Annotated in this window: 20 protein-coding genes; 9 read left to right on the top strand and 11 right to left on the bottom strand. The window is 72.8% G+C overall.

The window, feature by feature from the left end; genetic code table 11:
- Window positions 1-3: 3 nt before the first annotated feature.
- The 3 genes from ACWDN5_RS33890 to ACWDN5_RS33880 are packed head-to-tail and all read left to right on the top strand — an operon-like array spanning window position 4 to window position 2,398.
- Window positions 4-480 carry a hypothetical protein gene (locus ACWDN5_RS33890; protein ID WP_449679158.1) on the top strand — a complete coding sequence of 159 codons (477 nt, stop codon included), beginning with the start codon at window positions 4-6 and terminating at the stop codon, window positions 478-480.
- Between the two features lie 53 nt (window positions 481-533).
- Window positions 534-1,094 (top strand): GNAT family N-acetyltransferase, encoded by a 561-nt coding sequence (locus tag ACWDN5_RS33885; RefSeq protein WP_310970516.1) that lies wholly within the window; start codon window positions 534-536, stop codon window positions 1,092-1,094.
- Window positions 1,091-2,398: an MFS transporter gene (locus tag ACWDN5_RS33880; RefSeq protein WP_310970517.1), complete on the top strand. Its 1,308-nt coding sequence runs from the start codon at window positions 1,091-1,093 to the stop codon at window positions 2,396-2,398. The genes ACWDN5_RS33885 and ACWDN5_RS33880 overlap by 4 nt, the downstream gene beginning before the upstream one ends.
- On the opposite strand, the gene ACWDN5_RS33875 is transcribed toward ACWDN5_RS33880, so the two are convergent.
- Together ACWDN5_RS33875 and ACWDN5_RS33870 are read right to left on the bottom strand one after the other, a co-directional pair.
- Window positions 2,356-3,591: an SGNH/GDSL hydrolase family protein gene (locus tag ACWDN5_RS33875; protein ID WP_449679157.1), complete on the bottom strand. Its 1,236-nt coding sequence runs from the start codon at window positions 3,589-3,591 to the stop codon at window positions 2,356-2,358. The two genes, ACWDN5_RS33880 and ACWDN5_RS33875, sit on opposite strands and share 43 nt — an antisense overlap.
- 382 nt (window positions 3,592-3,973) lie before the next feature.
- Window positions 3,974-4,240 (bottom strand): hypothetical protein, encoded by a 267-nt coding sequence (locus ACWDN5_RS33870; RefSeq protein ID WP_310970519.1) that lies wholly within the window; start codon window positions 4,238-4,240, stop codon window positions 3,974-3,976.
- A gap of 299 nt (window positions 4,241-4,539) precedes the next feature.
- On the opposite strand from ACWDN5_RS33870, the gene ACWDN5_RS33865 reads away from it, so the two are divergent.
- Window positions 4,540-6,891, top strand: a complete 2,352-nt coding sequence (locus ACWDN5_RS33865; RefSeq protein WP_449679156.1) for an alpha-L-fucosidase — start codon at window positions 4,540-4,542, stop codon at window positions 6,889-6,891.
- On the opposite strand, the gene ACWDN5_RS33860 is transcribed toward ACWDN5_RS33865, so the two are convergent.
- From ACWDN5_RS33860 to ACWDN5_RS33845, 4 genes are all read right to left on the bottom strand, one after another.
- Window positions 6,872-8,851 (bottom strand): HelD family protein, encoded by a 1,980-nt coding sequence (locus ACWDN5_RS33860; protein WP_449679155.1) that lies wholly within the window; start codon window positions 8,849-8,851, stop codon window positions 6,872-6,874. The genes ACWDN5_RS33865 and ACWDN5_RS33860 overlap by 20 nt on opposite strands.
- 68 nt (window positions 8,852-8,919) lie before the next feature.
- Window positions 8,920-10,104, bottom strand: coding sequence for a 4-hydroxybenzoate 3-monooxygenase (locus tag ACWDN5_RS33855; protein ID WP_449679154.1), 1,185 nt, complete (start codon window positions 10,102-10,104; stop codon window positions 8,920-8,922).
- Window positions 10,105-10,129: 25 nt separating this feature from the next.
- On the bottom strand, window positions 10,130-11,563 hold the full coding sequence (locus ACWDN5_RS33850; RefSeq protein ID WP_449679153.1) for a glycosyltransferase family 39 protein: 1,434 nt from the start codon (window positions 11,561-11,563) through the stop codon (window positions 10,130-10,132).
- Window positions 11,564-11,646: 83 nt separating this feature from the next.
- Window positions 11,647-12,969, bottom strand: coding sequence for a diaminopimelate decarboxylase (locus ACWDN5_RS33845; RefSeq protein ID WP_449679152.1), 1,323 nt, complete (start codon window positions 12,967-12,969; stop codon window positions 11,647-11,649).
- A gap of 82 nt (window positions 12,970-13,051) precedes the next feature.
- Between ACWDN5_RS33845 and ACWDN5_RS33840 the strand changes: the two genes are divergently transcribed.
- A complete protein-coding gene (locus tag ACWDN5_RS33840) occupies window positions 13,052-13,933 on the top strand; it encodes a LysR family transcriptional regulator (protein ID WP_449679151.1) in 882 nt (293 codons plus the stop codon).
- A gap of 49 nt (window positions 13,934-13,982) precedes the next feature.
- Here ACWDN5_RS33840 and ACWDN5_RS33835 read toward each other — a convergent pair whose 3' ends face one another.
- Together ACWDN5_RS33835 and ACWDN5_RS33830 are read right to left on the bottom strand one after the other, a co-directional pair.
- Window positions 13,983-14,537 carry a hypothetical protein gene (locus ACWDN5_RS33835; protein ID WP_449679150.1) on the bottom strand — a complete coding sequence of 185 codons (555 nt, stop codon included), beginning with the start codon at window positions 14,535-14,537 and terminating at the stop codon, window positions 13,983-13,985.
- 24 nt (window positions 14,538-14,561) lie between these two features.
- On the bottom strand, window positions 14,562-15,851 hold the full coding sequence (locus tag ACWDN5_RS33830) for an NAD(P)/FAD-dependent oxidoreductase (protein WP_449679149.1): 1,290 nt from the start codon (window positions 15,849-15,851) through the stop codon (window positions 14,562-14,564).
- A 170-nt stretch (window positions 15,852-16,021) separates the two neighbouring features.
- On the opposite strand from ACWDN5_RS33830, the gene ACWDN5_RS33825 reads away from it, so the two are divergent.
- Window positions 16,022-16,390, top strand: coding sequence for an STAS domain-containing protein (locus ACWDN5_RS33825; protein WP_310970532.1), 369 nt, complete (start codon window positions 16,022-16,024; stop codon window positions 16,388-16,390).
- A gap of 40 nt (window positions 16,391-16,430) precedes the next feature.
- Here the strand turns inward: ACWDN5_RS33825 and ACWDN5_RS33820 are convergent, their stop codons facing one another.
- Genes ACWDN5_RS33820 through ACWDN5_RS33810 form a run of 3 tightly spaced genes read right to left on the bottom strand, consistent with a single transcriptional unit; the run spans window position 16,431 to window position 17,409 of the window.
- Window positions 16,431-16,697, bottom strand: coding sequence for a DUF4235 domain-containing protein (locus tag ACWDN5_RS33820; RefSeq protein ID WP_310970533.1), 267 nt, complete (start codon window positions 16,695-16,697; stop codon window positions 16,431-16,433).
- Window positions 16,694-16,999 carry a DUF3618 domain-containing protein gene (locus tag ACWDN5_RS33815; RefSeq protein ID WP_449679148.1) on the bottom strand — a complete coding sequence of 102 codons (306 nt, stop codon included), beginning with the start codon at window positions 16,997-16,999 and terminating at the stop codon, window positions 16,694-16,696. The genes ACWDN5_RS33820 and ACWDN5_RS33815 overlap by 4 nt, the downstream gene beginning before the upstream one ends.
- Entirely contained in the window at window positions 16,996-17,409 is a 414-nt protein-coding gene (locus ACWDN5_RS33810; RefSeq protein WP_310970535.1) for a phage holin family protein, read from the bottom strand. The genes ACWDN5_RS33815 and ACWDN5_RS33810 overlap by 4 nt, the downstream gene beginning before the upstream one ends.
- Before the next feature lie 118 nt (window positions 17,410-17,527).
- On the opposite strand from ACWDN5_RS33810, the gene ACWDN5_RS33805 reads away from it, so the two are divergent.
- The 3 genes from ACWDN5_RS33805 to ACWDN5_RS33795 all read left to right on the top strand — a co-directional run bounded on the left by ACWDN5_RS33805 (window position 17,528) and on the right by ACWDN5_RS33795 (window position 19,481).
- A complete protein-coding gene (locus ACWDN5_RS33805; RefSeq protein WP_310970537.1) occupies window positions 17,528-17,989 on the top strand; it encodes an SRPBCC family protein in 462 nt (153 codons plus the stop codon).
- A 98-nt stretch (window positions 17,990-18,087) separates the two neighbouring features.
- On the top strand, window positions 18,088-18,927 hold the full coding sequence (locus ACWDN5_RS33800) for an aldo/keto reductase (protein WP_449679147.1): 840 nt from the start codon (window positions 18,088-18,090) through the stop codon (window positions 18,925-18,927).
- Window positions 18,928-19,013: 86 nt separating this feature from the next.
- Window positions 19,014-19,481 (top strand): hypothetical protein, encoded by a 468-nt coding sequence (locus tag ACWDN5_RS33795; protein ID WP_310970540.1) that lies wholly within the window; start codon window positions 19,014-19,016, stop codon window positions 19,479-19,481.
- Window positions 19,482-19,527 lie beyond the last annotated feature (46 nt).

Below are 19,527 nucleotides of genomic sequence, written 5' to 3'. Positions count from 1 at the left end.
AGCATGAGCTACGCGCTGGTCTTCCGCGCGATGTCGTTCGACGAGTTCCGGGCGCGCGTGGCCGCCGACCCGGTGGTGGCGGCGTTCCGCGACGCGGGCGGCGGCGAGCCGACGCCGGAGGTGGCGGACGCCGTCGCCCGCACGGCCATGGAACTGGGCGAGGAGGTGGGCCGCACCGGGCACTCCTCTTCGGGCGGCGACCGGTTCCGCGAGGAGCTGTTCGACGGCGTCCTCGCCGGGCTGCTGGGCGCCGACGTGGCCGACCACCTGATCTCGCGGAACTTCGAAGGGATCGTCTGGTACGACTACCCGATGGTCGGGTTCGTGCTGGCCGGGGAGCTCGAGGAAGCCCTCGCGAAGGCGGGCGACGACCGGCCCGGTGACCTGGACGAGGACGACGCCGAGGTGATCGACGACGTGCTCGCGGCCCTGCGCAAGGCGGCCGGTGCCGGCCAGGACGTGGTCACCGTCTACGCCTGAGCGGTCCTTTCGGGGTCTCGACAGCGGGCGCCCGTGCGGGCGACACTGGGCCGATGACCGGCCTGATCACCGGAAGCCGTGTCCGGCTGCGGCCAGCTGCCGCCCCGGACGCCGCCCGGTTCGAGGAGATCCTGTCGCACCCCGAAGTCGCCCGCTGGTGGGCCGACGCCGAGGAGCCGGTGGCCGCCCAGGTGTCCTATCTGCTGGACCCCGACGAAGGCACCACGACCTACGCCATCGAGTACGACGACGTGGGGAACACCGCCGTCATCGGCATCGAACTCGCCTTCGAGGAGGCCGATCCGCAGTACCGCCACGCCGGGATCGACATCGCCGTGCACCCGGACTTCCAGGGCCGCGGCCTCGGCTCGGACGCCATCCGCACGCTGGCCGAGCACCTGTTCACGGTGCGCGGGCACCACCGGCTGGTGATCGACCCCGCGGCCGGCAACGAGGCGGCGATCCGGCTCTACGCCTCGCTCGGCTTCCGGCCGGTCGGCACGATGCGGTCCTACGAGCGCGGTCCCGACGGCAGCTGGCACGACGGGCTGCTGATGGACCTGCTCGTGGACGACCTGGTCGCTGCCGCCGACCCAGCACTAGCCGGCTCGTGACCGGCCGCGCGGTCGCGGCCCGGCCCTTGCGGCGGGTCGCCGTGGCGAGCGCGGTGGGGACCACCATCGAGTGGTACGACTACTTCATCTACAGCACGGCAACGGCGCTGGTGTTCGGCAAGCTGTTCTTCACGACGCTGTCGCCCGCTTCCGGGACGCTCGCGGCGTTCGCGACGCTCGGCGTCGGCTTCCTGGCCCGCCCGGTCGGCGGCATCCTCTGGGGCCACTTCGGCGACCGCGTCGGCCGCAAGGCGATGCTGGTGCTGTCGCTGCTGCTGATGGGCTTCGCCACGGTCGGCGTCGGATTGCTGCCGACGTACTCCGCAATCGGTGTCTGGGCGCCGATCCTGCTGCTGATCCTGCGGTTGCTGCAGGGGTTGAGCGCGGGTGGCGAATGGGGCGGGGCCGCGCTGATGGCGGTCGAGCACGCGCCCGAGGACCGCCGCGGGCGGTACGGTGCGTTCTCGCAGATCGGCGTCCCGGCCGGCTTGATCCTGGCACAGCTGATGTTCTTCGTCCTCGGCCGCGCGCTGACCGACGCCCAGTTCGCGTCGTGGGGGTGGCGGGTGCCGTTCCTGGCGAGCATCGTGCTCGTCGGCGTCGGCCTGGTGATCCGGCTGCGGATCGAGGAAAGCCCGGTGTTCAAGCGGCTGCGGGAGGCGGAGGAACGCAGCAGCCGGCCGATGGTCGAGGTGCTGCGCGAGCGGCCGCGGGCGGTGCTGGTCGCCTCCGGCAGCTTCATCGCCAACACCGCGATCGGGTACATCTTCCTGGCCTACCTGCTGTCCTACGGCACGTCGGTGCTCAAGATCAACCGCACCACGCTGCTGGTCGTCGTCATCGTCGGCAGTGTGACGTGGCTGGTGAGCATCCTCGCCTCGGCCGCGTGGTCGGACAGCGTCGGCCGGAAACCGGTGTACCTGGCCGGTTCGGTGCTCCTGGTGGTCTGGCCGATCCCGTTCTTCCTGCTGGTGGACACCAAGGCGACGGTGTGGCTGATCGTCGCGGTGGTCGTGCTCAACATCGGCCTGGGCGCCACTTACGGGCCACAGTCGGCGTTGTTCGCGGAGCTGTTCGAGCCGCGCTACCGCTACAGCGGGGCTTCGTTCTCCTACGCCGTGGGTGCGGTGCTGGGCGGGGGTTTCGCGCCGTTGATCGCGACGGCGTTGCAGACCGCCACGGGCACTTCGCTTTCGGTTTCGCTCTACCTGGTGGCCGTGGCGGTGCTCAGTCTGGTCGCGGTGCTGTTCATCCCGCGGGATCAGAGCCGGTCGAGCCGGACGGCGGCGGCCATCCGCTCGTAACCCGCGTCGCCGGGGTGGAGGTGGTCGCCGGAGTCGTAGGCCGGGAGCATCCGGAGCGGGTCGGCCGGGTCGCGGACCGCGGCGTCGAAGTCGACGACACCGTCGAAGACCCCGCCGGTGCGGATGAAACCGTTCACCGCCTGGCGGGTCGCTTCGAGGGTGTCGTCGTACACGCGCCAGCCCTTGAACGGCGTGAGCGTGCCGCCCAGGACCCGGATGCCGCGCGCGTGCGCCTGCGCCACCAGTTGCCGGTACGCCGAGGTGATCGCGGCCGGGTCGGTCTGGTGCGGGTCCTGCTGGATGTCGTTGATGCCCTCCAGCACGATGAGCGTCCGCACGCCGCCGACGCTGAGGACGTCGCGGTCGAAGCGGGAGAGCGCGTTCTGGCCGGCGCCGGAACCGGGGACGTCGAGCAGCAGCCGGTTGGCGCTGATGCCGGCGTTGAGCACGCCGAAGCGGCCGTGCAGGCGGTCGGCGAGGTAGTCCGGCCACCGGTGGTTGGCGCCGGAGACCGAGCCGACGCCGTCGGTGATCGAATCGCCGAGCGTCACGATCGAAGCTTCGGCGCCGCCCTGGACGTCGACCCCGGTGACGTAGTGCCACACCGACGTCTGCTCGGTGTAGGGGGTCCCGGACTCGCTGGCGGCGAAGTCGCCGTTGCGGGTGAAGTACGACGTCTGCGCCGCGGCCGGGTGGTAGGTCACCGGCCCGGATTTCGCGGGGACGTACGTGGTCACGAGCAGGTTCGTGTCGGCGGGGATCCGGAGGCTCACCGGATCGCTCAAGGCTTCGGCGCCGGCCGGGACGACGACGCTCGGGGCGCCGCCGAAGGTGAGCGACCGCAGGGTGCCCGGCACGGCGTCCGGCCCGGTGCCCTGGACCGCGATGGTGACGTGCCCGAAGGTCAGGGGAGCGGCGCCGAAGGCGTTCGACAGGTGGACGCGGGCGCGGCCACCACCCGCGCTGGTGTGCACGACGTTGCGGATCGAGTAGCCCGGGTAGCCGTCCGGCGTGTTCGCGACGGCGGCCGCGGGCGCCGCGGCCCAGGTGCCGACCCAGCCGCCGACCGCGTGCTGGGCGACGGCCGGGACAGCACTTCTCGAATGCGCACTGCCCGGGTTCGCGCTCCCGGGGGTCGTGAGGAGTCCGATGCCCGCCAGGACGGCCGCGCTCACGGCCACGAAACGTCGCATGTCCCCACCGTCGCGCGTGGGTTCGCGGGACGGTGACCGCTGATCAGGTGAGGTACCGGACAAGATCCGCGACAGCGCCCGTCGGGAAAAGGGGCGGGCCCGTCCGGGATTCTGGGGATGCCGGACGGGCCCGCGCGAGGTGGCCGTTGCCGCGACGGCCGCTCGCCGGGGTACCCGGTCCCGATCGGGCGGAGGCTGGCCCGGATCGTTGCGTCGTGGCGACCCCGGAGGGCGTGTGCGAGACGCCCTCACCCAAAGCACGGCCGCCGGCCCGCGCCGGTTCAGCCCTCTCGGGGGTTTCTCGGCCGAGGACGTCCGAACGCCGTGAAGGCCACCTCGACGAGCGCGAGGTGGCCTTCACGGTCTTGGGTGAGCGGGAGGCTCAAGCCGCGGCGGCGGGCAACCCGGTCAGGGCGCGGTGGCCCGCTTCGGTCAGTTCGGCGGGCGCCCACTGGCCGGGGGCGACGAGCCGGGTGGCTCTGACCAGGCCGGCGCGGGCGAGGTCGTGGGCGGTGTTCTGGTCGCAGCACGACAGGCCGTCCACGCGGAGGTCGGGTTCGCAGCTGCAGCGGAGCTCGGCGCGCCCGTCGGCGATCGCCTTGAGCATGGCGATCGCGCGGCGGCTCAGCGCGTTGGAATCGGTGGACATCGGTCTGGCCTTTCGGTGCGGCTGGGTCCTGGCGGCGAGTGCTGTGACATCCGGGGCTTCGCCCCGGGCCGGGGGCTCCGCCACCCGGACCCCCGAAAGCGCCGCAAGCTCGTTACCTAGGGATACGCGGCGAACACGAACCCGGTTCACCACGATCGCACCGAATGGCCCCTTGACAGAGCGGAGGCCAACGAGCAGGGTCATTCATCGGATGAATCAGTTCCGCCAGCGACAGGTGTGCCCATTGTGGGTGGAATTTGTCGCAAATCCGCCGTAGTCATCCGATCCCTGGAGGTTCAGTGCCGACCTTCCCCCGCCGCCAAGCCCTCGGCATCGCCCTGGGAGGTGCCGTCGCGCTCGGCGTGGCCGGCCACACCCCGGCCGGCGCCGGCGTCCCGGTCGACGCCGCTCCCGACCGCCCGGAAACCCCGATCGTCCCGCCCCCGCCGCCCGTCCCGGTCGCCCTCGACGCCTGGTTCGGCAACGACGGCATCGACAGCGCGTCGGCCACCGGCGGCGACTTCGACGGCTCCGGCTACACCTTCCCGGCCGAGCACGTGCCCGCCGGGCAGACCGTCACCGCCGGCGGCGTCCCCTTCGAGCTCGGGTCCGCGGCCGCCGGGGCCAAGAACAACATCGCCGCCACCGGCCAGCGGATCGACCTGCCGAAGGGCCGGTACTTCGTCGCGTACTTCCTGGTCGCGGCCAGCTACGGCGCCACCGGCGGCCCGGCGACCGTGCACTACGCCGACGGCAGCACGAGCACCGGATCCCTCTCCGGCCCCGACTGGTACACCGGCAGCGGCGCGCTCGTCTCGCCGTTCCGCTACGCACCCGGCGGCGTCGTCGACAACAACCCGGTTTCCCTGGCCACCGGCCAGGTCTGGATCGACCCCGCCCGCGAAGCCGTCGCGCTGACGCTGCCCACGACGGCGAACCCGGCGCCGAACGTCTCCAGCCTGCACGTCTTCGCCCTCACCCTCCAGCCGGTCGCCGTGGGCCGCTCGGCGCTGGTCCTGGACGGCCGGTCGACGGCGAACCTGCTGACCGACGGCGGCCCGCAGGCCGCCGAAGCGACCATCGTCAACGCCGGAACCGTGTGGCTCGGCGCGGGCGACCGGGTGAGCGTCACCGTCGACGTCCCCGGCGGCCGGACGACCGTGCCCGCGGCCATCCGCGCGCTGGCGCCGGGGGAGCAGGCGACGGTCCGGCTCGGCCTGGCCCCGAACGCGTCCGTGCCGCCCGGGACCACGACGAACGGCCAGATCCGCGTCACCGCCGGCCGCGGCACGCTCGCCACCCAGCAGGTGCCGATCACCCTCGGCGTCCCGGATTTCCGGCCGACCGACGCCTCCCTGTCGGCACACCGCGCGCCCTACTGGTTCAACGACAGCAAGTTCGGCATCTTCATCCACTGGGGCGTCTACGCCGTGCCCGCGTGGGCGCCGGTGGGGCAGCAGTACGCGGAGTGGTACTGGCAGAACCAGCAGGACCCGAACGGGGCGACCTACGCCTACCACAAGCAGAAGTACGGCGAGAACTTCGCCTACGACGACTTCATCCCGCTGTTCACCGCGGCGAAGTTCGACCCGCGCACGTGGCTGAAGCTGATCGCGGACGCGGGCGCCGAATACTACGTCCTGACGTCGAAGCACCACGACGGCTTCGCGTTGTGGGACACCAAGGTCAGCGACCGCAACTCCGTCAAGCTCGGGCCGAAGCGGAACATCATCGACGAGCTGTTCACCGCGTCGCGGAAGTACACCCCGCAGCTGCGCAACGGCCTGTACTTCTCGCTGCCGGAGTGGTTCAACCCGGACAACCCCTGGATGGGCCACGCGCCGCGCAACCCGTACACCGGCGCACCGCTGCCCTACACCGGCTACACCGCGGGGAAGGACTTCGTCCGCGACTACCAGGCGCCGCAGGTCCTGGAACTGATCTCGGAGTTCGACCCCGACGTCCTGTGGTTCGACATCGGCGGCGTCAACGACAGCCGGACCGTGCTCACCGAGTACTTCAACCGCGCGAAGAACCGCAAGCGCCCCAAGGACGTCACCTACAACGACCGCGGCGGCATCCCCGACCACGACTTCACGACCCCGGAGTACACGACGTACCCGAACACGGTCGTCGCCAAGTGGGAGGCGAGCCGCGGCCTCGACCCGTTCTCCTACGGCTACAACCGCGCCACCCCCGACGACCGCTACATGACCGCGGAGGAGGTCGTCCGGACCCTCGTCGACATCGTCTCCAAGAACGGCAACTTCCTGCTCGACATCGGCCCGGACTTCGACGGCACGATCCCGGACGTCATGCAGAAGCACCTGCGCGACGCGGGCGCGTGGCTGAAGGTCAACGGCGAGGCGATCTACGGCACGACGTACTGGTCCCGGATGGCCCAGCTCGGCGACCTGCGGTTCACGGTCAAGCAGAACGAGGCCTTCTACGTGCACTCGCTGACCGCGCCGGGCAGCCGCCTGGTGGTGGCCGCGCCGGTGCCGATCCGCGCCGGTGACCGGGTGACGCTGCTCGGGTACCGCGGGAACCTGCACTGGACGGTGGAGAACGGCTCGCTGGTGATCGACGTCCCGGCCGCGGCCCGGCAGGCGGGCCGCTACACCTGGGTGTTCAAGATCGCCTGGAACTGACCGGCCGTTCGGCCAGGGAGCGCAGTTCCCGCGGCACCGGCCCGGGGTGGACGACACCGAGCGACCGGGTCGCCCGCGTCATGGCCACGTAGAGGTCGCCTGCGCCGTGCGGGCCGGCCGCGAGGACGGCGGCGGGGTCGGCGATCACCACCGCGTCGAACTCCAGGCCCTTGGCCTCGGCCGGGGTCAGCACCACCACGTCGTCGGCCGGGTCCGGTGGCCGCCGCAGCGAGAGGGCGGCCGCCAGGTCCCCGGCCGCCGGCGCGATGACGGCCAGCTTCCCCTCGGTGTGCTCGCCGACGAGCTCGGCGAGCACACCGGGCACGTCGTCGGCCTCCTGCCGCCACGGCGGCTCGCCACTCGCCCGCACCGAGGTCGGCGGCCGCAACGCCGGGTGGTGGACGGCCAGCACCTCCGCCGCGGCTTCCATGATCTCCCGCGGGGTGCGGTAGCCGATGGTCAGCTGCGCGAGCCGGTGCGGCTTCGGCACCCGGTCCCACGACGTGGCCCCCGCCGCGCTCCCGGTCTGGGCCAGGTCCCCGACGACGGTCATCGACCGGGACGGGCAGCGGCGCACCAGCATCCGCCAGTCCATTTCGGACAGTTCCTGGGCCTCGTCGACCACGACGTGCCCGAACACCGGCACACTCGTGCCGAGCAGCGCGGCGGCTTCGTCCAGGAACGGGACGTCCGCGGCGCTCCACGGCCCCTCGACCACGTCGGCCGGGGTCAGCGGCGGCCACAGCCCGTCGAGCACGTCCCGGACCCCGGCGTCGGCGAGCAGAGCCGTCCGCAACGCCTCCCGGTCGACCTCGTCGAGCAGCGTGCGCGGGCCGTCGTCCTCCGGGCCGAGCACCACGCCCGCGGCGGCGAGGGCCCGCAGTCCGGCCTCGCCGAGGCGGCCGTCGGCACTGCCGCCGTCGAGCGCCTCGCCGGTCTCGGTGAACACCACCGCCTCCATCCGGGCGGCCAATTCCCCGGTCAGCGTCGTGACCACCTCCCGGTGGAACACGTGGCGGGCCTGGTTGTGCGGCAGCCCGGTCTCCCGGGCAGTCCGCACGGCCCGGCGGAGCGCCGCCGGGTCCAGCCGCAGCACCTGCTGCTCGAACTCGACGGCCACGGCCTGCCCGGGGACGGCCACCGCGGCACGGACCCGTTCGGCGAGGCGGGCCGCCATGGCCGCCCGGCCCTTGCGCGCGGCCTCCCGGGCGGTGTCCACCCGGGTGACCACGACGCCGGGCACGAGGTCGGGCACGGTCGCCGTCACCACCCGGTGCTCGCCGAGGCCGGGCAGCACCTGGCCGATGTAGTCGAGGAACACCCGGCTGGGACCCAGGACGAGCACGCCGCGGGTGCGCAGGTGTTCGTGGGCGTAGAGCAGGTAGGCGACCCGGTGCAGGGCGACGGCCGTCTTGCCGGTGCCCGGCCCGCCCTGCACGATCAGGACGCCCTGGGCGTCGTCGCGGACGATCCGGTCCTGCTCGGCCTGCAGCGTCGTGACGATGTCCCGCATCCGCCCGGTGCGCCCGGCCGTCACCGCGGCGAGCAGCGCGGCCTCGCCGACCAGCCCGTCGCCCGGAGCGTCCGGGTCGAGCAGTTCGTCGTCGAGGGCGACGACGGTCCGGCCGCGGGCGGTGATCCGCCGGCGGCGGACGACCTCGCCCGGCGCGGCGGCGGTCGCGGTGTAGAACGGCCGGGCGGCGGGCGCGCGCCAGTCCACCAGCAGGGGTTCGTCGCCGTCGAACAGCCCGATCCGTCCGATGTGGACGCGCCGGCCGCCGGTCAGGTCCAGCCGGCCGAAGCACAGCCCGTCCTCGACCGCGGCCAGCCGGGCCACCTCGGCCCGCCACACGTCCGGCGCGTGGCCGCGGGCGAGCGCGGCGGCCGCCTCTTCCCGGAGGACGTCGAGGCGGGCGTAGAGGACGTTCAGGTGCTCCTGCTCGGCGGCGAGTTCGTGCATGCCGGAGAGCGTGCCCGCGATTTCGCGGAAAGTGCAGTCTTGTTCTTCTTGACAGCGTCAGCCGTGCCTCAGAAATCGGCGTTCTTGCCGACGTAGAGCTCCGCGAACGCCGCCGCGGCCGCGGGCGAACCGAGCAGGCGGCGCATCCGGGCCTGGGCGACGCGCGCCGCGAACGGGTTCTCGCCGGCGGCCGCGGTGTGGTGGAAGATGTCGGACAGCCACAGCGAGAACTCCTGGTACTGCCACACGAGCGGCAGGCACGCGGCCGAGTAGCCGGCCAGCGGCGCGGGGTCGCCCGCGTAGTGCGCCCGGAACGCGTCGGTCAGCAGGAACGCGTCGTGCAGGGCGAGGTTCATGCCCTTCGCCGCGATCGGGGCGACCAGGTGCGCCGCCTCGCCCGCGAGGTGCAGCCGGCCGTGCGACATCGGCTCGACGACGTAGTTGTGCATGTCGAGGATCCGCTTCTCGAACAGCCGGCCCTCGATGATCTCGCCGCCGGGCACGGTGAGCCGCGCGTGCAGTTCCCGCCACACTCGCTCGTCCGGCCAGTCCGCCTCGGTCTCGCCCGGCGCGGTCTGCAGGTAGAACCGCGTCACCGTGGGCGTGCGGGCCATGTGCGCGGCGAACCCGCGCGGGTGGATGCCGAACAGCACGCCGTCGGCGGACGGCGGGGCTTCCGCGAGCAGGGCCAGCCAGCCGATTCCGTAGTCGTGGTGGGCTTTCACGGTCGATTCCGCGGGCAGGTAGCCCTGGCAGATGCCGCGAGCGCCGTCGCAGCCGGCCACGAAGTCGCAGTCGATGCGGTGCTCGGCGCCGCCCGCGCGGAAGGTGACGGCGGGGGAGTCCGACGTCAGGTCGCGCAGTTCGACGTCCGAGACCTCGAAAACCGCGTCACCGCCCGCGTCGGTGTACTGCGCGACCAGATCGGTCACCAGAAGCTGTTGCGGGTACACGAAATGCCGCTGCCCGGTGACGTCGCCGTAGCGGAAGACGTGCCGCTGCCCGGCGAACCGGAACTCGAACTTCTCGTGCCGCGGCGCCTGCGCCACGAGTCGCTCGCCGAGACCGCGCTCTTCGAGCCCGCGGACCGCCCACTCCTCGATGAACCCGGCCCGCGGCCGCTGTTCGATGAACGCCCGGCTCTGCGCCTCCAGCAGCACGCAGCCGATCCCCGCGCGCCGCAGGAGGTTCGCCACCGTGAGTCCGGCCGGGCCCGCCCCCACCACGGCCACCGCCGTGCGCCTCGCCACCATGCGCCCGAGGGTAGCGCGAACCCGCTCAGTAGTAGTGCCGCAGCTGGGGCCACGCCTCGGACCACGGCCGCGTGAGCGTGCACAGCGAAAGGACGACACCGTCCTCGTCGTTGTCGACGCCGTCGGCGTTGTGGTGCTTGCCGACCGCGCGGCAGCCGGTGATCAGCCGGGCCGCGGGCGAGCCGGGCCGGACGCGGCCGACGAGCAGCACCGGGCCGACCAGCCGGTCCGGCGGCGGCCCCCAGTCCGCGTACGACATGTGCGGCGAATACGGCTGCGGCAGCCCGAGCTCGGGACCGTAGCGCTCGAGCGCCCCGGCCTCCCCGTAGTTGCCGGCCAGGATGACCGCGGTGTCGCGCTCGGCGTCCGGGATCCGCCGCCACGCCCCCGCGACGCTGCCGGCGAAGTCCGGCCAGCCGACCTGCTCGCCCGGTTCCTTGTTCAGCGCCAGCAGCGGGCCGTTCAGCGCCGCCGCCGGCACCACCGGGAGTCCGATGAGGACGGACACGGCCACGCACACCGCGGCGGCCGCGCCGGTGAGCGCGCGCCGGACCGTCCCGCCCCGGCCCAGCCACCGCAGCACCGGCTCCGCGCCCAGCGCGACCAGCGGCAGCAGCAACGGCACCGAGTAGTAAGGCTTGCCGCCGACGACCAGCAGTTCGACGCAGACGACCGGGTAGGCGACGGCCAGCGCGCGGGCCCAGCGCAGGCCGGGTTCGCGCCACGGCCGCACGAGCCCGGCGATCCACACCGGCACCAGCACCGGCGAGAGCAGGACCAGCTGCATCGGCACGAACAGCAGGCGGTTCTCGGCGCCGTCGTCCTCGCTGATCCCGCCGGCCACGGTGAGCATCGGCCAGCCGTGCGAAGCCTGCCAGACCACCACCGGCGCGGCCAGGAGAGCGGCGATCCCGACGCCGGCCGCGAGCCACCGGGTCCGCAGCACCCGGCGCGGGCCGGCGACGGCCACGCCGACGCCGAGCCCGGACAGCAGGAGCAGCACGAGCCACTTGTTCGCCAGGCCGAGCCCGGCGGCGGCGCCGACGGCGAGCCACCAGCGGCCGTCGCCGGTGCGCAGGAGCCGCAGGCCGAAGAGCGCGATCAGCGACCACAGCAGCACGTCCGCGGAATTGGTCGCCAGCATGTGCGACACGACCAGGACGTAGGACGACAACGCCGTCGCGATCGCGGTGAACAGCTGGACGCCGCGGCCGCCGCCGAATTCGCGGGCGATCAGCGCGACGACCACGACGGTCGCCATGCCGAGCAGCGTCGCGACCACGCGCAGGCCGCTCGGCGTCTCGCCGAACACCGCCGTCGACGCGCGCGCGAGCCACGGCGTGATCGGCGGGTTGTCGACGTACCCCCAGTCCGGCCGGCGTCCCGCGGCGACGAAGTACAGCTCGTCGCGGTGGAATCCGTAGCGGCCGGACAACGCCGTCAGCACGACGGCTTGCACGGCAACGACAATGCCGACCGGTAGCGCGGCGAACCGCGGCAACTTTCGACCATCCCCCATGGCCGGGCATCGTACGCGGCTGGTCACCCTTGCGGGAGCGCTCCGAGGAATTCGCCGCCCGCGTCGGCGACCAGTTCGGCCAGGGTCTGCGCGCGGCGCAGCGGCGTGAACTCGACGTTACCGCGCGGCGACACGGTGAAGCCGTACACCGCCGGGCGGGGCAGCGTGTTGTACGCGTAGTGCGCGCCGAAGTAGTACGCGCCGGTGTCGTGGGCGACGACGAGGTCGCCCGGCTCCAGCAGCGGCAGCGGCCGCTCGCGGGCGAGGAGGTCGCCGGCGAAACACAGGGGACCGGCGATGTCCTGCGGCACCTCGGGCCCGGTCTTCGGCGCGCCGGTGGCGTCGAACGCGCCGAGCCGCAGCGGCCAGTGCTCCGGCTGGAGCACCGTGCGCGCCGCCACCTGGCCGCCCGCGTGCGTCACGGCGATGTGCCGGCCCCCGGCGACCTTCGTGTATTCCACCGTGCTGGCCAGGAAACCGCTCTTCGCCAGCAGGGACCGGCCGAATTCGGTGACGAACGCGTAGCGCCCGTCGGCCAGGGCCGGAACCCGGGCCAGCAGCGTGGCGACGTAATCGGCGTACGTCGGGCCCGCCGCGTCGGACGTGAAGTCCACCGGCAGGCCGCCGCCGAGGTCGAGGCTGGTGACCTGCCGGTACCCGGCTTCGGCGTTGATCTCCTCGGCGAGCTCGTGCACCGCGGCGACCCCCTCGGTCATCAGTTCCGGCGGGCAGCCCTGCGAGCCGACGTGGACGTGCAGCCGCGTCAGCCACGGCCGGCTCGCGAACGCCTCCCGCAGGAGTGCGCGGTTTCCGTTGTCCCGCAACGGGATGCCGAACTTCGACGCCGCGGTGGCGGTGCTCGTGTCGCCGATCCGGCCGGCGCCGACCTGGGGGTTGATCCGCAGGCCCAGCACCGACAGCGGGCGCGTCGTGCCGACCAGCGCGTCCAGCCGGGCGAGTTCCTGGAAGTTGTCGGCGTTGACCGCCGTGCCCCCGGCGAGGGCGTGCGCGAGTTCGGCGGTGGTTTTGGCGGGGGAGTCGAGGACCAGCCGCGGACCGCGCAGGCCCGCGGCCTCCGCGACCGCCGTCTCGCCGGGGCTCGCGACCTCGGCGTCGATCCCGAGGTCGCCGAGGTACCGCAGGAGAGGCGCGAGGCCGCACGCCTTGGCGGCGACGGTGTGCTGGACCGCCCCGAGCGGCGCGAACGCCTTGGTGAGGTCTTCGACGGCTTCCCGGACGGCGGTGAGGTCGACGAACCCGGCCATCGGAGCGACGAGCCGCCGCCCGGCCGCGAGGGCCAGCAGCTTGCGGTCGGGGCGGGTCAGGGGCGCGCTCGTCGTGGTCATGGGATCCAGGACAGCAGCGGGCGGCGCGCCCGGTCCAAGACTTCGTCCCGATGGAATGATAGGAACGCCCTATAATCACTGCGTGGACCTGCGCCGATGGCACTACTTCGCCGTGCTCGCCGAGGAGATGCACTTCACGAAAGCCGCCGCCCGGCTGTTCGTGTCGCAGCCGTCGCTGAGCCAGCAGATCCGCGCCTTCGAGGCGGACCTCGGGGTGGCGCTGCTGGACCGCACGGGCCCGCGGTTCGCGTTGACCGAGGCCGGCCGGGCGGCCGCTGCGGAGGCCCGCGACCTGCTCGACCGGCTGGACCGGGCCCGGAGCGTGATCACCGCGGCCGGCCGGGGCGACACCGGACGGCTGCGGATCGCCTACACGCGGTCCGCGCCCGGCCCGCGGGCGGGCGACCTGGTGGCGGCCTACCGCGAGCGGCACCCGGACGTCGAACTCGCCCTCGAGACGGGCTGGACCAGCCTGAACCTGGCCCGGCTGGCGGCCGGCGAGATCGACGTCGGGTTCGTGCGGCCGCCGGCCACCGCCGCCGGGATCGAGGTCGCGGTGGTGGGCTCGGAAGAGGTGCTGCTCGCGCTGCCGTCGGACCACGCGCTGGCCCGCCGCCGCGGGCGGGTGCGGCGGGCCGCGATCGCCGCCGAGCCGGTGGTGTTCTGGCCGCGGGAGAACGGCCCCGGCCAGTACGACGCGATCAGCGGCCAGGTCTGGCCGGGCGGGCTGCCGCCGATCGTGCGCGAGGAGCCGGAGGACGAGCAGCTGATGCGCGCGGTGGCGGAGGGAGCGGGCCTCGCGGCGGTCCCGGAGCACCGGGCGCGGGCGTTGCGCCGCCGCGGCGTGGTGCTGCGGCGGCTGGAAGACCCGCCCCCGAGGATCGACCTGGGCCTGGCCTGGCGGGCCGGCTCGGTCTCCCCGGTGGTGCGGGCCTTCGTGGAGCTGGCCGCCGGGCAGCGTTGAGCGCTCGGGCCGGCTTCTCCGATCGTGCGGGCCTTTCTCGGCCCTGGGTCTAGTCCAGGCCCAGCGCCGAGCGCACGGCCGTGACCACGACCGGGTGGCCGAGCGGCAGCGGCGGGGGCACCCGGTCGTCCGGGTTCTCGCTGCTCGACGCCACCACCCGCACCTCCGTGCCCGCCTCGCGCAGCTTGGTCACCACGTCGTCGTGCTCGGCGAGCCAGGCGTCGTTGGCCTGGGTGGCGTCGTCGGCGGCGAGGAAGGCGTCCGAGGCCGGGTCGACCAGCAGCAGGTGCTGGGCCGCGCCCGGGTGGCGCTCGACGAGCTGGAGCGCCTCCGCCGCGAACGGGCCGCTCGCCACGACCGCGATGGCGGGGTCACCCGGGCCGGCGTCGCCGAGGAGGTCGTCGGCTTCGGTCAGGGCACCGCCCGCCGGCACGCGGCACCAGAAGACGGCTCGCTGGTCCGCCAGCGGCCGCCAGGTCGCCGGCAGCTCGTCGTGCTTCCCGGCACCCGCCGGGTCCAGCACGATCACCTTGGGGCCCGACGGGTCCCCGGCCGTCACCACGGACGGGCCTTCGGAGCGGACGGGTTCGGGTTCGGCGGGCATGCGGTTCCCTTTCACACGAGACGATCAGCGACGGGGGAGTTCGGGGCTGTCCGTGTCGAGCGGCACGGCCCCGGACCGGACGAGTCCCAATTGGACGGTCTGGCGGCCGGTCAGCGCCTCCAGGACCCAGTCGGCGGCCGTGCGCACGCGGTTGCCCGGCATCGACATCAGGTGGTAGCCGCGCGTCACGGCCTTCGCCGGCCGCCCGGACAGCGGGATGTGCAGCGGGTTCGCCGCGGCCGCGCCGGCGCCGAGGTCGACGACGAAGCCGAGGTCGTGGTGCCGGTAGCTGCCGCGGCGGCCGTAGCCGAGCGACGCCGCCACGTTGCGCCCGGCCAGCCTGCCCTGCCGCTCGGCGTGCTGGGCGGTCATCGCGGTGTACTGGCCGGGACGGGTCAGGTCGGGCACCGCGGCCGCGTCACCGCAGGCGAAGACGTCGTCGCGGCCCGGCACGTTCAGCTGCTCGGTGACCACGAGCCTGCCCTTGGCGGTCTCGAGCCCGAGGTCGGCCACCAGCGGGTCCGGCCGCACGCCGACGCACCACACGAGGGTGCGGGCCGGCACGGCGTCGCCGTTGGTCAGCGTGACACCCTTGGCGTCGGCGTGGTCCACCGACGTCTTCATCAGCACCTCGACCCCGCGGGCGCGCAGCACCTCGTCGGCGGTCCGGCCGAGCCGCTTGTCCAGCTCCGGCAGCACCCGCTCGGCGACGTCCAGCAGCAGCCAGCGGATTTTCTGCCCGGCGAGCTCGGGGTGGCGCGCGGCCAGCGCCGCGGTGAACGCGGGACCCTGCGCGGCGACCTCGGTGCCGGTGTAGCCGGCGCCGACCACCACGAACGTGCAGCGGGCGTCGCGCTCGGCGGGGTCTTCGGCCGCGGCGGCCAGTTCGATCTGCCGGGTGATGTGGTCACGCAGGTACAGCGCTTCCGGGACGCCGCGGAAACCGTGCGCGTATTCCGGCACGCCCGGGATCGGCAACAGCTTGTTGACGCTGCCCGCGGCGAGCACCAGCCGGTCGTACCCGATCCGGTGTTCGTTGTCCTCGGGATCGGTGTAGGTGACGTGGCGGGCGTCGAAGTCGACTCCGGTGGCCACGCCGAGCACGAGCCGGACCCCGCGCAGCGTTTCGGGGATGGAAACCGTCACCCGCCGCGGGTCCAGGATCCCGGCCGCCACTTCGGGCAGCAACGGCAGGTAGAGGAAGTAATCCGTCGGGTTCAGCACGACCACTTCGACGTCTTCGCCGGCTTCTTTCCGCAGGCTCTTCGCCGCGTGGTATCCGGCGAAACCGCCGCCGACGATCACGACACGCATGGATCTCCTTCCGGGACGCCGATTTCGGTCCCGAACGGATTACCCGAGGTCGGAGGTGGGAAACCCGCGGGGTTGACCTCACCGCTCAGGGGCGTACGGTCAACGGTGTTGGCTGTTGTTCAGACACGTGCTCCGGTCAGCGCCCCTGCACCGCTGAAAAAGGGAGCGCCATGTACGACTGTTTTCGCACGATCTACGAACCGTCCGGCCTCACCGTCACCACGACCGAACGACCGGGCGGGATCACCGTCCTGACCCTGGTCGGCGACATCGACGCCGCCACCGTCGGCACCCTCGACGAAGCCCTCGCCACCGGCGGGCGGCTGATCGTCGACCTGACCCGGGTCGCCTTCCTCAGCTGCGCCGGTGTCCGGTCGCTGCTGGAGGCGGACGCCCGCACCGAACTCGCCGTCGTGCTCGGCGGCCACGCGGTCACCCGTTCGCTCGAAGCCACCGGGGCCGACCTGGTGCTGACGATCCACCCCGGGGTCGGGGCCGCGCTCGTCGGCCTGACCCCCGAGCCCGGCCGGGAGGCGTGACCGCCGCGCGGACCCGCCTCCCGCCGTCCACTGTGTACAGTCAGTCGTCGCCGGGCCAGTCGCCGGTCGCCTTGCGGTAACCGACGGCGCCGGCGCGCTCGGTGGCGGCCTTGACGGCTCCGAAGATCGCGCCCTGGACCGCCGCCGCGATGACCACCTGCCGCCAGGTGTAGTCGCGGTCGGTGGCGTCCGGGGCGTCCTCTTCGCCGGCCACCTGCTTCCAGACCTGCTTGAAGACCTGGCCGGCGAGGATGCCGCCCAGGGCACCCACCACCCAGCTCAGCGGCTTGTAGAGCGCTTTGTTCACGAGTTCCTCCGGCGCAGGATCAGGCGGATCAGGATCAGCAGGCCCAGCACGCCGGCGAAGACCGGCAGCGGGTTGGCGCGGACGGCGTCGGCGCCCTGGCGGAACTTGACCGCGGTCGGCTCGTTCGTCACGTCGGCGACCTTGGCGGTCGCCTGGTCGAGCTTCTCGTCGACGTTCTCCTTGACCCTGGTCTTGACGTCGAGCTTCTGCCCGAGCGCCTCCAGGGTCTCGGTGAGCTCCTCCCGGGTGGCATCCCGGTCGAGCCGCGCCTCCTCGGCGTTCTTCGGGAAGTCCCCGCTCATGTCCGCACTCCCTGCTTCACGGTGTCCACGTCTTCGCGGACGCCGCTGATCGCTTCCTCGGGCACCGGTGGCACCCCCTGCGTCACTTCCTTCTTGCCGACCAGCGCCGCGATCCCGGCGACGACGAACAGCGCGACCGCGACGAGCACGGCCGCCAGCCAGCCGGGCACGACCAGCGCGAGCGCCAGCACGGCCGCCGCGACCAGCGTGCCGGCCCCGAGGAACGCGAACAGGCCCGCCGCGCCGAACAACCCGGCGCCCAGGCCCATCTTCTTGCCCTTGCGCTGCAGTTCGAAGACCGCGAGCCGCATCTCGTCCCGGACGAGCCGCTTGACCTCGTCGGTCAGGTCCGTCACCAGTTCGCCGACCGAGCGGTCGGAAGCCGGCTTCTTGTTCACCTCTTCGATCACCGAACACCTCCTTGCCTGGCCGCCGTGTACCCGGCTCCGCCCCGCGTCAACCACGCCGGGTTTGACGCCCCGTGCACCGGGTAGCCGATTTGCACCGACCAACGACCAGGAGGAGTGCATGAGCACGATCACCGAAATCGTGGACGTGGAAGTCCCCGTTTCCACCGCGTACAACCAGTGGACGCAGTTCGAGGAATTCCCGCAGTTCATGGAGGGCGTCGAAGAAATCCGCCAGGTGGACGCCACCCACACCCACTGGGTGACGCGGTTCGGTGGCGTGACGCGCGAATTCGACGCGACGATCACCGAGCAGCACCCCGACGAGCGGGTCGCCTGGACGTCGGACTCCGGCCCGGACCACGCCGGCGTCATCACCTTCCACCGGCTCGACGACTCCCACACGCGGGTGACCGCGCAGATGGACATCGACCCGGAGGGCTTCGCCGAGAACGTCGCCGACAAGCTCGGCGTGCTCGACCGCCGGGTGAAGGGCGATATGAAGCGGTTCAAGGAGTTCATCGAGCAGCGCGGCCGGGAGACCGGCGCCTGGCGCGGTGACGTGGACCGCCCGGGACAGTAGCCCGAGCGTCACCCGATCGGGGTGAGTTGACGCGGCGGTGCGGGGATCACCCGCCCCGCCGCGTTTCACGTCCGGGGACCGCCGGGTAGGCCGTACGCATGACGACCACCACTGCCGGCGTTCCGGCCACGGAACTGAACAACGGCGTGCGGATCCCGCAGTTCGGGTTCGGCGTTTTCCAGATCCCGCCCGAGGAAACGGCCCGGGCCGTGCGGACGGCCCTGGAAACCGGGTACCGCCACTTCGACACGGCGCAGATGTACCGCAACGAGGCCGGGGTCGCCGCCGGGATCGCGGACTCCGGTGTGGCCCGCGAAGACGTGTTCGTCACGACGAAACTGGCGAACGACGCGCACGGGCACGACAACGCGATCACCGCGCTGGAAGGCAGCCTGCGCCGGCTGGGCTTCGAGTACGTCGACCTCTACCTGATCCACTGGCCGTTGCCGGCCAAGGACAACTACGTCCGGACGTGGCAGGGCTTCGAAGAAATCCTGCGGGCCGGCAAGGCCCGCGCCATCGGCGTGTCGAACTTCCAGCCCGCCCACCTCGACCGCCTCGCCGAGGAGACGTCCCTGGTGCCCGCGGTCAACCAGATCGAGCTGCACCCGGCGCTGCAGCAGGCGCAGCTGCGCGAGTACCACCGGGCGCACGGCATCGCCACGGAGGCGTGGAGTCCCTTGGCGCAGGCGGGGATCCTCGACGACCCGGTGCTCACCGGCCTGGCGGAGAAGCACGACCGGACGCCCGCGCAGGTCGTGCTGCGCTGGCACGTCCAGCTCGGCAACATCGTCTTCCCGAAGTCGGCGTCACCGGAACGGATGCGCCAGAACATCGACGTGTTCGGCTTTGAGCTCGACGACGAGGACATGGCGGAGATCGGCAGGCTCGACGAAGGCCGTCGCACCGGGCCGGATCCGGACACCTTCACCGGGTAACGATGTTCACCCTGTGACGGGGGCGTTTCCCTGCGCGACCTGCCGGGTATTCCTGGGGCAAGGTCCCCCAGGAAGGAGCGTCCGGCATGACCACGAACGCGTACCTGTCGTTCCTCGCGATCGGCGTTGCGCTGGTCCTGATAGACGGGCAGATCATCTACCGCAGCGGCCGCCGGTACCTGGAGAACTCCTACGGCGACCCGGCGGCGGGCGCCTCGATGACGCGCCTGGTCACGGTGTTGTTCCACCTCGCCACGCTGGGCGTGCTGGCGCTCATTTCGACGATCGACCTGGGCGGTAGCGACCTGCCCGGCGTGGTCGGGCGCATCGGCGTGCTGCTGCTGATCCTCGCCCTGGCCCACGCGATCACCCTCGGCGTCCTGGCCCGCATTCGCGGTGAGCAGGAGGTGGAGGCGGTCGTCCAGCGCGGTCCCCGGCCGCGGGTGGAGGCGGAGCAGCAGGGCCCGACGGTCACCCCGGTGCCGGGCCAGGACGGCCGGTACCCGGCCGCCAGCCCCTCGCTGGAGAACCGGGCCCCGTACACGGCCCCGTAAGGAACCGGCACGCGGGAGCGCCACTTCCGCGGAAGTGGCGCTCCCG

It is taken from the genome of Amycolatopsis sp. NPDC003731, assembly GCF_053586895.1.
Note: the sequence above shows the minus strand (reverse complement) of the source record. Positions and strands in the feature narration are given on the sequence as shown.

Bases quoted from the DNA above. Each gene is read 5' to 3' on its own strand.
- ACWDN5_RS33890 (WP_449679158.1), top strand. From the start codon at position 4: ATGAGCTACGCGCTGGTCTTCCGCGCGATGTCGTTCGACGAGTTCCGG.
- ACWDN5_RS33885 (WP_310970516.1), top strand. From the start codon at position 534: ATGACCGGCCTGATCACCGGAAGCCGTGTCCGGCTGCGGCCAGCTGCC.
- ACWDN5_RS33875 (WP_449679157.1), bottom strand. From the start codon at position 3,591: ATGCGACGTTTCGTGGCCGTGAGCGCGGCCGTCCTGGCGGGCATCGGA.
- ACWDN5_RS33870 (WP_310970519.1), bottom strand. From the start codon at position 4,240: ATGTCCACCGATTCCAACGCGCTGAGCCGCCGCGCGATCGCCATGCTC.
- ACWDN5_RS33860 (WP_449679155.1), bottom strand. From the start codon at position 8,851: ATGCACGAACTCGCCGCCGAGCAGGAGCACCTGAACGTCCTCTACGCC.
- ACWDN5_RS33855 (WP_449679154.1), bottom strand. From the start codon at position 10,104: ATGGTGGCGAGGCGCACGGCGGTGGCCGTGGTGGGGGCGGGCCCGGCC.
- ACWDN5_RS33845 (WP_449679152.1), bottom strand. From the start codon at position 12,969: ATGACCACGACGAGCGCGCCCCTGACCCGCCCCGACCGCAAGCTGCTG.
- ACWDN5_RS33835 (WP_449679150.1), bottom strand. From the start codon at position 14,537: ATGCCCGCCGAACCCGAACCCGTCCGCTCCGAAGGCCCGTCCGTGGTG.
- ACWDN5_RS33830 (WP_449679149.1), bottom strand. From the start codon at position 15,851: ATGCGTGTCGTGATCGTCGGCGGCGGTTTCGCCGGATACCACGCGGCG.
- ACWDN5_RS33825 (WP_310970532.1), top strand. From the start codon at position 16,022: ATGTACGACTGTTTTCGCACGATCTACGAACCGTCCGGCCTCACCGTC.
- ACWDN5_RS33815 (WP_449679148.1), bottom strand. From the start codon at position 16,999: ATGAGCGGGGACTTCCCGAAGAACGCCGAGGAGGCGCGGCTCGACCGG.
- ACWDN5_RS33805 (WP_310970537.1), top strand. From the start codon at position 17,528: ATGAGCACGATCACCGAAATCGTGGACGTGGAAGTCCCCGTTTCCACC.
- ACWDN5_RS33800 (WP_449679147.1), top strand. From the start codon at position 18,088: ATGACGACCACCACTGCCGGCGTTCCGGCCACGGAACTGAACAACGGC.
- ACWDN5_RS33795 (WP_310970540.1), top strand. From the start codon at position 19,014: ATGACCACGAACGCGTACCTGTCGTTCCTCGCGATCGGCGTTGCGCTG.